Consider the following 12,317-nt stretch of genomic DNA (forward strand, 5'->3'; position numbering starts at 1 on the left):
CCGTCGTCGTCCGTACCGCCGGCCGGGCCGGCAGCGTCGACCGGGCCCGGCCGCCAGCCGTCAGGCCCGCGCCATCGCCGGTGCGCCGATGAAGTCCATGATCGCGCGGTTCACCTCCGGCGCGTTCGTCCAGGGCGTGCCGTGCGGTGCCCCCTTCAGGGTGACCAGCTGGCTGCCCGGCAGCATCGGTTGCAGCCGCTGCCCGGTCTTCGGGTACGGCAGCACCGCGTCCTTGTCGCCCTGCACGATCAGCACCGGCACGTCGATCCGCGACACGTCCCCCCGGAAGTCGGTCTGCCAGGCGTCCACGCAGTCGTGGGTGCCCTTCGCCGAGGCGCGCGCGCCGATCTCCCAGTGCGCCCGGAACGCCTCCTCGCTGACCAGCTTGCCCCGGTTCTCCTGGTAGTTGAAGAACGCCTCGCAGAAGCTGGTCAGGTAGGCGAAGCGGTCCTCGACGATCGCCTGCTGGAAGCCCTGGAAGAGGCTCTTCTCGACCCCCTCCGGGTTGTCCGACGTCTTCAGCAGGAACGGCGCGAGCGGGGCCAGCAGCACCGCCCGGTCCACCCGCTGCGAGCCGTACACGCCCAGGTAGCGGGTCACCTCGCCGGTGCCCATCGAGTGACCGACCAGGATCGCGTTCCGCAGGTCCAGCTCGGTCATCAACACGTCCAGGTCGGCCGCGAACGTGTCGTAGTCGTACCCGAACGCGGGCTGGGCGGAATTGCCGAAACCCCGCCGGTCGTACGTGATCGTCCGGTATCCGGCGGCCAGCAGCGGCCCGGTCTGCTTCTCCCACGTCGCCCCGTTGAACGGGAAGCCGTGGATCAGCACGATCGGCTGACCGGAGCCGTGGTCCTCGTAGTACAGGTCGATGGGGGCGGAGTTCTCCGTCCCCACGGTGATGAAAGGCATGCGCGTCTCCTGGTCACGTGACTGTCGGACGCGGCGCTTTCCCACCCGGCCTGCCGTTATGCCCGCCGGCGACCGCGCGGGCCCCGGCGGGCGCGCGGGGCCCCTCAGAGCCGGTACGGCAGGTCCGCCACCCGATCGTCGGTGACCTCGGCGGCCGGCGCCCACGCCTCGTAGACGCCCCGCTCCTGGCACTGCGCCCCGGTCTCCGCCACCGCGTCCGGGTCGGGCCGGCGCAGGCGCAGCCGCAGCCAGCCGGCCTCCTCCCGCAGCACCAGGCAGGACACGCTCCGCCAGTCGGCCAGCCGCAGCCGCCGGGCCGCCCACTCCACCGGGTACCGGGCGGCGCGGGTCATCGCCAGCACCCGGAACCCGCCGGGCAGGTCCGCCACCGCCTCGTACTCGCCGCCGGCGTAGCCGCCCACCAGCCGGGTGGAGCGGGGCGCCTCGCCCGTCGGCACGTACTCCTGGTCCGGGGAGAGGCCCGGCACCGCCGCCAGCAGGTGCCGCCACTGCGGGCCGACCATCCGCAGCCAGCCGCGCTGCTCGGCCTGATAGCTGTAGAGCACCACCTCCACGCCGTCGGCCGGGTAGGCGAGCAGGGTGGCGTTCGCCGGCATCGGCAGGTCCGCGAAGTCCCGCGTGACGAACTCCGGGACGAGCTGACCGTCGCTCGGCACGAACCCCGTGCCGAGCACCGCCGCGCCCAGCCGGTCCCGGGGCGCCAGCGCCGTCAGGCCCCGGTGCGCCTCGCCGACCGGCACGTCGTAGTCGTCCGGGTCGGCGGCGCGCCAGCGCAGCGCGTACGTCACGTCCGCGCCGTCGCGGGCGTCCGCGCCGTCGGTGCGCAGCACCGTCGTCGCCGACGGCGTACGCAGGTGCGCCACGTCGTGCTCGCGGAAGCAGAAGCCGTGCGGCAGCCACCCCCGCACGTGGCCGGCGAGCTGTCGGGCGGAGAGCACCTTCACCATCCGGGTGCCCCGCCGGATCACCGCCGAGGCGCGCACCGCCGCCAGGGTTGGGTCACCGGCCGCCGCCGGCTGCTGGCTGAGCTGCTGCACGTACGACCAGCCCCGCTCCCGGTGCAGCGGCACCAGCAGCGGCGCCTCCGGCTCCTCGGCCGGCTCCGGCACCGGGTGGACGTCGGTGACCTCCGTGACGTGCACGAATCTGCGCCACGGCCGGGCCGTGCCGGGCCGGGCCCACTCGAAGCCGGGTGCCTCGTCGGCGCTGGACAACTCGTACGCGGCGCCCCGGGCGATCTCCTCCGCCGGGTACACGGCGCCCCCGTACGTCACGCGCGAGCCGTTTCCGCTGGTCTGAGGGGTGACGGTCACGCCGGTGACGCTAGGCGCGACATGTGCCGCACCGGTGAACGGCCGGTGGCGTCCCCGCGACGCCGACCGCCGGCGGTGTGTGATGCTGACCTGCGATGAGCGAGACCACCGAAACCCGCAAGCAGCGCGCCGCCCGCCGGGCCGGCGAGTTCCCGCCCGCCCCCGAGCCGCTGCCCCGCCCCGTGCTGGACAGCCACACCCACCTCGACATCACCGTCAGCGAGGCCGGCGTCCCCGGCGGCCCCGCCGAGGACCCGGTCGCCGCGGCCGTCGCCGTCGCCGCCTCGGTGGGCGTCGACCGGCTGGTCCAGGTCGGGGTGGACGTGGCGTCGTCGCGGTGGGGCGCGGACGTCGCCGACGCCCACCCGGCGGTGGTGGCCACCGTGGCGCTGCACCCGAACGAGGCGCCCCGCCTGGCCGACCTCGACGAGGCGCTGCGCGAGATCGAGGCGCTCGCCGCCCGCGACCGGGTACGCGGGATCGGCGAGACGGGGATGGACTTCTTCCGCACCGGGGAGGAGGGACGCGCCGTGCAGGAGGAGAGCTTCCGCGCCCACATCGCCATCGCCAAGCGGTACGGCAAGGCGCTGGTCATCCACGACCGGGACGCGCACGCCGACGTGCTGCGGATCCTCGACGACGAGGGCGCGCCCGACACCGTGGTGCTGCACTGCTTCTCCGGCGACGCCGACTTCGCCGCCGAGTGCGTCCGCCGGGGCTACCTGCTCAGCTTCGCCGGCACGGTCACCTTCGGCAGCGCCGGCGCGCTGCGCGAGGCCGCCGCCGTGACCCCGGTCGAACAGGTCCTCGTGGAGACCGACGCGCCCTACCTGACCCCGATGCCGCACCGCGGCCGGCCCAACGCGTCGTACCTGATCCCGCTGACCGTCCGGTCGCTGGCCGAGACCACCGGTGCGGACCTGGACGAGCTCTGCGCCGCCATCTCCGCCACCGGCGACCGCGTCTTCGGCCCCTGGCAGCCCTCGTCCTCGACCGGCGGTTCCTGACCAGAGGGGTGCGTGCCGCGACGGTGGCACGCACCCCCTCTCGGTCAGTGGGCCTGGCCCCGCACCCGCAACCAGACGACGCCGTCGGCGACGCGAGTGATTGCCTGGCGATCGCCGGTGCGCAGATCGAGCACCTCCACCGCATGTGGCCTGGCACCCTGCCAGTGCACCAGCACCGCCCCGTCGGCGAGCGCCGAGACGAGCTGCCGATGCTGGCCCCCGCTCGGGCCGGTCTCGTGGCCGCCGGAAGCCTGTCCCGGCCGGACATCCGCGTCCCCAACGGGCAACCTGAACCGGGCCTGAACCGAGCCGTCGGCGAGGTCGACGCTGACCACGTCCCCCGGTGACGCGAGCCCGTTCCGCCAACGCATCACCTGGAACAACACGGTGGCTCCGTCGGCGGCGAGCACCGGAAAGCCCGACAGCTCCTTGTTCGGCCCGAGCAGGTCGGACGTGTCGACCCGGACGGTACGGGTGGCGCCGGCGGCCTCGATCACCCGCAGCTCGACCGGTGCGTCGTCCGCACGCGCCTCGGTGGTCCCGAACACCGCCACGCCATCGTCGGTCAACCCGGCCAGGGGTCGCTTCTCGTCGGCGGGCAGCGTCACCGCCACCTCACGCCCTTCCGCTGGCGCCAGCAGCGTGGTGACAGCTTGGTCGCTGGCGTCAGCGAGGGCCGCCCAGCGGCTGTCCGCGGACCAGCCCATCACCCGCCGGGCTCCCGTCGACACCGTCTGGACGTCCGTGAGGTCACGCAGGACGTACCGGCCGCTGGCATCGGGGTACGACAGCCATCGCCCGTCCGGTGACAGCGTCGGTACCCGCGGTGTCTGCGGTTCCGTCTCCAGCCCGGGAAGCTGGTACTCACGGCCGTCCTCGGTGACGAGCCGGGGACCGCAGGGCGTGGCGCACCGGGCGTACAGGACCGAGCCGGTGCCGACGGGCCGGTCGGTCGGCAGTGGCTCGACCTGGCCGCCGTCCTTGCCGACGATGCCAGGCAGCCACGGCAGGGAAACGGCCACCGGGGGACGGTCGGCGGCGACGATCGGCATGTCGCCGCCGGACGGGGTGGTTGCCACGACGACAGCGACCACGGCCAACACCCCCGTCAGCGCCGCCACCGGTGCGACCCGCATCACCCGCCGCCGCCGGCGGGCCGCGCGCAATACATGTCCGCCGACGTCGTAGTGCGGCACCTCGGCGGCCTTCGTGTGGAACAATTCCCGCAGATCGTTCATGCCACGACCTCCAGTTCGGCGAGCTCGGGCGCGACGGCCCGCAGCCGGGCCAGCGCGTGGTGGGTTTGACTCTTGACGGTGCCGACCGAGCAGCCGAGCAGGTCGGCGGTCTCCTGCACCGAACGGTCCTCGTAGAACCGCAGCACCAGCAGCGCCCGCTGACGGTTGGTCAGCCGGCCCAGTGCCTCCCACAGCACCACCCGGCCGACCGCGTGGGTGGCGTCGTCCGGCCGGGTCCGCTCCGGAACTTTCACGACCGGGTCGATTCTCAGCCGCCGCCACCGCCGCCACCGGCTGGTGGCCTCGTTCACCATCACCCGCCGCACGTATGCCACCGGGTCGTCGTAGCCGGCGACCCGGTGCCAGCGCACCGCTGTCTTGGTCAGCGCCGACTGCAACAGGTCCTGGGCGTCGGGGTGGTTGCCGGTCAGCAGATAGGCCAGCCGCGACAGGGCCGGAGTGTGGCTCCGCACGAACTCCGACAACCCTTCGAAGGCATCCATCAGCGCCTCCTTTCCGGACTTACACACGATCGGCGGCACCACCAGGTTGGTGGAGAGCCGAGGTTCTTCCGGACCTGACCCGCCGGACCTGACCCGTTGGCCGTAGGCTCTGGTGCCGTGACCGGTCTCCTCGGCCCGGCGGAGATCCGGGAACTGGCCGCCCGGCTGGGCGTCGCCCCCACCAAGAGGCTCGGCCAGAACTTCGTGCACGACCCGAACACGGTGCGGCGCATCGTCACCGCCGCCGGGCTGGCCCCGGACGACGTCGCGCTGGAGGTCGGCCCGGGCCTCGGCTCGCTCACCCTGGCCCTGCTCCCGGTCGCCGCCCACGTGCACGCCGTGGAGATCGACCCGGCGCTGGCCGGCGCGCTGCCGGAGACCGCCGCCCGGCACGCCGGCCCGGACGCCGCCCGGCTCACCGTGCACCACGCCGACGCGCTGCGCGTGCGCGCCGCCGACCTGGCCGACCCGGCGCCGACCGCGCTCGTGGCGAACCTGCCCTACAACGTGGCCGTGCCGGTGGTGCTGCACCTGCTCGCCGTGCTGCCCAGCCTCCGGCACGGCCTGGTGATGGTGCAGAAGGAGGTCGCCGACCGGCTCGTCGCCGGTCCCGGCTCCAAGGTGTACGGCGTCCCCTCGGTCAAGCTCGCCTGGTACTCCCGCGCCCGCGCCGCCGGCAAGGTCCCGCCGAACGTGTTCTGGCCGGTGCCCAACGTCGACTCGGGACTGGTCGCCTTCACCCGCCGCGAGCCGCCCCGCGACGACGTACCCCGGGAACGGGTCTTCGCCGTGGTGGACGCGGCGTTCGCGCAGCGCCGCAAGACCCTGCGCGCCGCGCTGGCCGGGTGGGCCGGCGGCGCGGACCGGGCCGCCGCCGCCCTCACCGCCGCCGGCGTCGACCCCGGCGCGCGGGGGGAGTCACTCTCCGTCGAGCAGTTCGCCGCCATCGCCGCGTCGGCCCCGGCCGCCGCGCCCGCCGCGCAGTAGGCTGACGCCGGGCCCGCCGAGGGCCACCCGCACGTGTACGCGTACGACCTGGTCGACGGCCGCCGCGAGCCGGCCGCCGACTCCGCCGAGGAGCTGATCGTGGAGAAGCCGTTCGACATCCGCCTGCGCCCGCGGGACATCGCCCGGTGACCGAGGCCTGGGGACCGGACGACGAGGACGAGCAGCGGCGGCGCGGAGCCAGCGGACCGGTGCGCGTCCGGGTGCCCGCCAAGGTCAACCTGCACCTCGGGGTGGGGCCGCTGCGCCGCGACGGCTACCACGAGCTGAACACCGTCTACCACGCGATCTCCATCTACGACGAGCTGACGGCCCGCCGGGGCGACACGCTCACCCTGACCATGGAGGGCGAGGGCGCCGGCGAACTGGCCCTGGACGACTCCAACCTGGCCATCCGGGCGGCCCACGCCCTCGCCGGCCACGCGGGGGTGGCGCCGCACGCCCGGCTGCACCTGCGCAAGCAGATCCCGCTGGCGGGCGGCCTGGCCGGGGGCAGCGCCGACGCCGCCGCCGCGCTGGTCGCCTGCGACGCGCTGTGGGGCACCGGGCTGTCCCGCGACGAGCTGGCCGGGATCGCCGCCGACCTGGGCTCCGACGTGCCGTTCCTGATCCACGGCGGCACGGCGCTCGGCACCGGCCGGGGGGAGGCGGTCAGCCCGGTGCTGGCCCGGCCCACCTCCTGGCACTGGGTGGTGGCCGTCGCCGACGGCGGCCTGTCCACCCCCGCCGCCTACCGGGAACTGGACCGGCTCCGCGACGCCGGCGCCGCCGGCGAGCCGCTGGGCAGCACCGACGCGCTGCTCGCCGCGCTGCGCCAGCGGGATCCGCGGGTGCTCGCCGCGACCCTCGGCAACGACCTCCAGGCCGCCGCCCTGGCCATGCGCCCGTCGCTGGCGGCGACGCTGAAGGCCGGCGAGGCGGCCGGCGCGCTCGCCGGCATCGTCTCCGGGTCGGGGCCGACCTGCGTCTTCCTCGCGCTCGACGCCGCACACGCCGAGCGGATCGCCGCCGATCTGGAGACCGCCGGGGTGTGCCGCGAGGCGCGGACCGCCCACGGCCCGGTCGCCGGCGCGCGGATCATCTGACCGGACGAGCCGTCCGCGCGCCACCGGAGGCCCTCGGCCCGCCGAGCCGGGAGGCCCCGGGTCCGCCGGACGCCGTCGCCCCCGTGCGTGGCCGGCCCCCGGCCCGCTGACCTGGAACAAGCCGGCCGCCCCGCCGGTTGAACCGCAGTGCGCCCGGCTCCGGCCGGGCGGGGCCGCGGCACCCGCGTACCCTGGAGGGCTCAGGCGTCCCAGGTGCCGACCGGCACCGGGACGCCTTGATCATGGGAGGTGAGGTCGTGGCCAACATCGTCAACCTGGACCGGGTGTCCAAGGGCTACGGCGCCGCCGGGCCACTGCTCACCGACGTCTCGCTCGGCCTGGACGACGCCGACCGGATCGGCGTGGTCGGCCTCAACGGCGCCGGGAAGTCCACCCTGCTGCGGCTGCTCACCAAGCAGGAGGAGCCGGACGACGGGCGGGTCACCCACCGCCGCGACCTGCGGGTCGCCTGGCTGCCGCAGAGCCTCACGCTCGCCCCCGACGCCACCGTCCGCGACGTGGTGCTCGGCACCGCCTGGCTGCGCGAGAGCATGGGCGCCGAGCACGAGTGGGCCGGCGACGCCGGCGTCCGCGCCATCCTCGACGGCCTCGGCATGCCCCACCTCGGCCTCGACCAGCCCGTCGGCCCGATGTCCGGCGGCGAGCGGCGGCGGGTCGCGCTCGCCGCGCTGCTGGTCCGCGAGTCCGACCTGCTGATCCTCGACGAGCCCACCAACCACCTCGACGTCGGCGGCGTCGACTGGCTGGCCAAGTACCTGGTCGGCCGCAAGGGCGCGCTGGTCGTGGTCACCCACGACCGGTGGTTCCTGGACGCCGTCTGCACCACCACCTGGGAGGTCGCCGACCAGACCGTCCGGGCGTACGAGGGCGGCTTCGCCGCCTGGACCCTCGCCCGCGCCGAACGCGAGCGGGTCGCCGCCGCCACCGAGGCCCGCCGGCAGAACCTGCTCCGCAAGGAGATCGCCTGGCTGCGCCGCGGCCCGCCCGCCCGCACCTCCAAGCCGCGGTTCCGCATCGACGCGGCCAACGCGCTGATCGCCGACGTCCCGCCGCCGCGCGACACCATGTCGCTGCAACGGCTCGCCACGGCCCGGCTCGGCAAGCAGGTGTACGACCTGGAACACGTCACCCTGCACGCCGGCCCGAAGGAGATCCTGCAGGACGTCACCTGGCAGGTCGGCCCCGGCGACCGGATCGCCGTACTCGGCCGCAACGGGGCCGGCAAGACCACGCTGCTGCGCATGCTGGCCGGCGTCACCCGCCCCGACGGCGGGCGCTTCGCCACCGGCTCGACCGTCCGGCCGGCCTTCCTCTCGCAGGAGCTGGCCGAGCTGCCCGGCCACCTGCGGGTGCTGGAAGCGGTCGAGGAGGTCGCCCGGCGCGTGCAGCTCGGCGACCGGGAGGTCTCGGCCGCCCAGCTCGCCGAGGTCTTCGGCTTCGACGACCGGCGGCTCTGGACGCCCGTCAGCGACCTCTCCGGCGGTGAGCGCCGCCGGTTGCAGATGCTCCGGCTGCTCGCCGGGGAGCCGAACGTGCTGCTGTTCGACGAGCCCACCAACGACCTCGACACCGACACCCTCGCCGCGCTGGAGGACCTGCTCGACTCCTGGCCCGGCACCGTCATCGTGGCCAGCCACGACCGCTACCTCATCGAGCGGGTCACCGACACCGCGTACGGGATGTTCGGTGACGGGCGGCTGGTGCACCTGCCCGGCGGCGTCGACGAGTACCTCGCCCGGGCCGCCGGCCGGCCCGGACCGGCCCCGGCCGAGGCCGCCCCCGCCGCCAGCGCCGACACGCCCGCCGCGACCGGCATGTCGGCCGCCGAGGCGCGGCAGGCGCGCAAGGAACTGGCCCGGCTGGAACGGCAGGTCGCCAAGCTGGAGCAGAAGGAGGCCACCCTGCTCGACCAGCTCGCCGCGCACGCCACGGACTACGGCAAGGTCGCCGAACTCGACGCGCAACTCAAAGAGCTGCGGGCCGAACGGGAACGGACCGAGGAGTCCTGGCTGGCCCTGGCGGACGAGATCCCGGCGATCTGAGCGAGCCCGGTCCGCCCCCGCGCCGCGTAGCCCCGCTCCAACTCGGCGCTACGCCGCACGCGGGAGGCCCCCCGTGTGCGGCGTCACACCGCGACGTGCGGGACAATCGTCCGCGACCCCTCACCCGAACGGCGTTGGAGACTCAGACATGGCCCACACCCCCGTCAACCACCCCGCGCGGCCGGTCTACCGGGCGATCGGCGGGCTGACCGGTCTGTACCTGGTGGCCTTCGGCGTGCTCGGCATCATCGCGAGCGCCGGGAACGAGGTCCTCGCCCAGGATGACACCCAGGTCCTGGGGCAGGGCACGAACCTCGGCTTCTCGCTGCTCAGCGCCCTGCTGGGCGCCGCGGTGCTGGCGGGCACCGCGATCGGCCGCAACATCGACGTCATGATCAACCAGTGGCTGGCGTACGCCATCATGGTGCTCAGCCTCGCGGGTCTCGCCTTCATCCAGACCGAGGCCAACATCTTCAACTTCAGCATCTTCACCGTCATCGCGCTGATGGTGGTCAGCCTGGTGCTGCTGATGGTCGGCATGTACGGCAAGGTCGGCACCGACGAGGAGAAGGAAGCCTGGCAGAAGGCCCGGCTCGTGCTCTGAGTGGTTGTCGGTTCTCGCCGGAGCCCGACCCGCTCCGGGCGGTCAGGCTCGATCCCTGCGCAGGTCGGGCTCCGGCGAGAACCTGTCGTGATCCCGCTCCATCCGGGCCCTCGCCGGCCGGAAGGGCGGGATCTTTTGTCTGAGCGGGTCCGTAGCCGGCTGGGCGGTTTGACGGACGGCTGACTCGTGTCCGGGGGACAATCGGGGCGAATGTCCTACTCGGGCGGAGGGAACATGCCGCACTTTCCCGTGAACCATCCGGCGCGGCCGATCTACCGGGTCCTCGCCGGGTTGGTGGGCCTCTACATCCTGGTCTTCGGCGTCTGGGGTGTCGCCCAGACGTTCGGCGACCCGCTCTTCGACCGCGGCGACAACTGGGTCCTCGGGCTCCGCACCAACCTGGCGTTCTCGCTGGCCTCGGTGGTCTTCGGGATCGTGCTGATCATCGGCGCCTCACGGCGCGGCAACCTCGGCCACTACATGAACCTGACCGCCGGGGTCGTCTTCCTGGTGACCAGCGTCCTCATGATGTCCGTGCTCCAGACCGAGGCCAACTTCCTCAACTTCTCGATGTCCACGGTGATCGTGTCGATGCTCTTCGGGCTGCTCCTGCTCGGCACCGGCCTGTACGACAAGGTCGGCACCGACGAGCACGCCGAGGAGGAGCGGCGCCACCGCCACCACCCCGTCTCCGAGGCGCACGGCCGCTGACCGGCCGCAGCGCTCAACGGTCCCGGGCCGTGATCAGGCCCGGCTTGGCCTCCAGGTGCGACAGCCCGTTCCAGGCCAGGTTGACCAGGTGCGCCCCCACCGTCTCCTTGCGCGGCTTGCGCACCTCCAGCCACCAGCGGCCCGTCAGCGCCACCATGCCCACCAGCGCCTGCGAGTAGAGCTCGGCCAACTTCGGGTCGTACCCGCGACTGGAGAACTCGGCGCCCAGGATGTGCTCCACCTGGTGCGCCACGTCGTTCATCACGCTGCTGAAGTTCCCCGTCGCCGACAGCACCGGGGACTCGCGCACCAGCACCCGGAAACCGTCGGTCTCCTCCTCGATGTAGGTCAGCAGGGCCATCGCCGCCTGCTCCAGCAACTCGCGCGGGTGGCCGGCCGTCAGAGCCGTGGTGATCCGGTCCAGCAGGGCCCGGACCTCCCGGTCCACCACCACCGCGTAGAGCCCCTCCTTGCCGCCGAAGTGCTCGTAGACCACCGGCTTGGACACCTTCGCGCGGGCCGCCACCTCCTCGATGGAGGTGGCGTCGAAACCACGCTCGGAGAAGATCTGCCGGGCGATCGAGATCAGTTGCTCGCGCCGCTGGGCCGCCGACATGCGTACCCGCGAAGAGGGTTTGCCGGCGGCGACCGCCCGCCGCCGGCCGGTGCTGCCGTCGCTGCCAGGGACATCCGCCATGTCGTCACTCCGCTGGCGCTCGGTGACGCCCTGTCGTGGGATGGTGCGGTCGGTGTGCCGGCTCATGCGGTCGCCTCACCGGCGGCCGGTCGGGTGGCGCCGCCGCGCCGTCCGACCGTGTCGCCGCCGGACCCGGCTCCCGTGGCGCCGGGCCGTCCGCCGTCGCCCCCGCTGTGCTCGGTCACCCGGCCATACTGCCAGGTAGCCTCCGGCGCCACCGCCCGGTTTACGGCTCGGTGACCGGCCTGACGAGCTTCGCCGCGATGCGCTCGGGCTTCGGCCAGCGCACGTCCCGGGCCGCACCGATCTTCTCGAACAGCCAGATCACCCGGGCCGAGATGTCCACCTGGCCGCGCAGCACGCCGTGCCGGGCGCAGGTCGGGTCGGCGTGGTGCAGGTTGTGCCAGCTCTCGCCCAGCGACAGGATCGCCAGCGGCCAGAAGTTCGACGCCCGGTCGCCCTGGCGCATCGCGAACGGCCGCTCGCCGTAGACGTGGCACACCGAGTTGATCGACCAGGTCACGTGGTGCAGCAGCGCGATGCGGACCAGCCCGCCCCAGAAGAGCGCGGTCAGCGCGCCCTGCCACGACCAGGTGAGCAGGCCGCCCATCAGCGCCGGCCCCAGCACCGAGACGGTCACCAGCAGCGGGAAGAGCCGGTCCACCCGGTTGATGTCCCGGTCGGCGAGCAGGTCCGGGGCGAACCGCTTCCGGTTGGACAGCTCCCGGCCGAAGAGCCAGCCGACGTGGGCGTGGAACAGGCCCTTGGCCAGGCCGCGGACGCTCTCCCCGAACCGCCACGGCGAGTGCGGGTCGCCCTCCAGGTCGGAGAAGGCGTGGTGACGCCGGTGGTCGGCCACCCACTGGATGATCTCGCCCTGGACCGCCAGCGAGCCCGAGACCGCCAGCGCCACCCGCAGCCAGCGCTTCGCCTTGAACGAGCCGTGGGTGAAGTACCGGTGGTAGCCGACGGTGATGCCCAGGCCCGAGATGACGTACCAGATCCCGGCCACGACCACGTCGGTCCAGCTCAACCAGCCGCCCCAGGCGACCGGGACGGCGGCGACGAGGGCCAGGAAGGGGATCACCACGAACGCCCAGAGGGCGATGAGGATGCCTCGGGACTGGCTGCCCTGGGTAAGGGGCTTGGGGCCGGGGG

At 73.9% G+C, this 12,317-nt stretch carries 12 protein-coding genes; 6 read left to right on the forward strand and 6 right to left on the reverse strand.

What is annotated here, in order from left to right; genetic code table 11:
- Positions 1 to 60: 60 nt before the first annotated feature.
- Complete coding sequence (locus ACSNOB_RS20760) at positions 61 to 912, reverse strand: alpha/beta fold hydrolase (protein ID WP_436688132.1); 852 nt, start codon at positions 910 to 912, stop codon at positions 61 to 63.
- A 104-nt stretch (positions 913 to 1,016) separates the two neighbouring features.
- Entirely contained in the window at positions 1,017 to 2,246 is a 1,230-nt protein-coding gene (locus ACSNOB_RS20765; protein WP_436688133.1) for a hypothetical protein, read from the reverse strand.
- 95 nt (positions 2,247 to 2,341) lie between these two features.
- On the opposite strand from ACSNOB_RS20765, the gene ACSNOB_RS20770 reads away from it, so the two are divergent.
- On the forward strand, positions 2,342 to 3,253 hold the full coding sequence (locus tag ACSNOB_RS20770; RefSeq protein ID WP_436688134.1) for a TatD family hydrolase: 912 nt from the start codon (positions 2,342 to 2,344) through the stop codon (positions 3,251 to 3,253).
- A gap of 44 nt (positions 3,254 to 3,297) precedes the next feature.
- Here the strand turns inward: ACSNOB_RS20770 and ACSNOB_RS20775 are convergent, their stop codons facing one another.
- Together ACSNOB_RS20775 and ACSNOB_RS20780 are read right to left on the reverse strand one after the other, a co-directional pair.
- Positions 3,298 to 4,305, reverse strand: coding sequence for a hypothetical protein (locus tag ACSNOB_RS20775; RefSeq protein ID WP_436688135.1), 1,008 nt, complete (start codon positions 4,303 to 4,305; stop codon positions 3,298 to 3,300).
- Positions 4,306 to 4,487: 182 nt separating this feature from the next.
- A complete protein-coding gene (locus tag ACSNOB_RS20780) occupies positions 4,488 to 4,994 on the reverse strand; it encodes a SigE family RNA polymerase sigma factor (protein ID WP_436688136.1) in 507 nt (168 codons plus the stop codon).
- A gap of 117 nt (positions 4,995 to 5,111) precedes the next feature.
- On the opposite strand from ACSNOB_RS20780, the gene rsmA reads away from it, so the two are divergent.
- From rsmA to ACSNOB_RS20805, 5 genes are all read left to right on the forward strand, one after another.
- The gene (gene rsmA / locus ACSNOB_RS20785; RefSeq protein ID WP_436688137.1) at positions 5,112 to 5,981 is read left to right on the forward strand and encodes a 16S rRNA (adenine(1518)-N(6)/adenine(1519)-N(6))-dimethyltransferase RsmA; all 870 of its coding nucleotides are present in this window, start codon (positions 5,112 to 5,114) and stop codon (positions 5,979 to 5,981) included.
- Between the two features lie 146 nt (positions 5,982 to 6,127).
- Entirely contained in the window at positions 6,128 to 7,084 is a 957-nt protein-coding gene (locus ACSNOB_RS20790) for a 4-(cytidine 5'-diphospho)-2-C-methyl-D-erythritol kinase (protein ID WP_436688138.1), read from the forward strand.
- Between the two features lie 257 nt (positions 7,085 to 7,341).
- Entirely contained in the window at positions 7,342 to 9,147 is a 1,806-nt protein-coding gene (locus ACSNOB_RS20795; RefSeq protein WP_436688139.1) for an ABC-F family ATP-binding cassette domain-containing protein, read from the forward strand.
- Between the two features lie 148 nt (positions 9,148 to 9,295).
- Positions 9,296 to 9,751: a DUF4383 domain-containing protein gene (locus ACSNOB_RS20800; protein WP_393102382.1), complete on the forward strand. Its 456-nt coding sequence runs from the start codon at positions 9,296 to 9,298 to the stop codon at positions 9,749 to 9,751.
- A gap of 234 nt (positions 9,752 to 9,985) precedes the next feature.
- Positions 9,986 to 10,462, forward strand: a complete 477-nt coding sequence (locus ACSNOB_RS20805; RefSeq protein ID WP_393102384.1) for a DUF4383 domain-containing protein — start codon at positions 9,986 to 9,988, stop codon at positions 10,460 to 10,462.
- Positions 10,463 to 10,475: 13 nt separating this feature from the next.
- Here the strand turns inward: ACSNOB_RS20805 and ACSNOB_RS20810 are convergent, their stop codons facing one another.
- Both ACSNOB_RS20810 and ACSNOB_RS20815 read right to left on the reverse strand, forming a co-directional pair.
- Positions 10,476 to 11,159: a TetR family transcriptional regulator gene (locus ACSNOB_RS20810; RefSeq protein WP_436688141.1), complete on the reverse strand. Its 684-nt coding sequence runs from the start codon at positions 11,157 to 11,159 to the stop codon at positions 10,476 to 10,478.
- 226 nt (positions 11,160 to 11,385) lie between these two features.
- A partial coding sequence (locus ACSNOB_RS20815; protein WP_436688140.1) for an acyl-CoA desaturase occupies positions 11,386 to 12,317 on the reverse strand: 932 nt, incomplete at its 5' end.

Source organism: Micromonospora sp. URMC 106 (genome assembly GCF_051386395.1).
In the GTDB taxonomy this organism is placed as follows: Bacteria; Actinomycetota; Actinomycetes; order Mycobacteriales; family Micromonosporaceae; genus Micromonospora.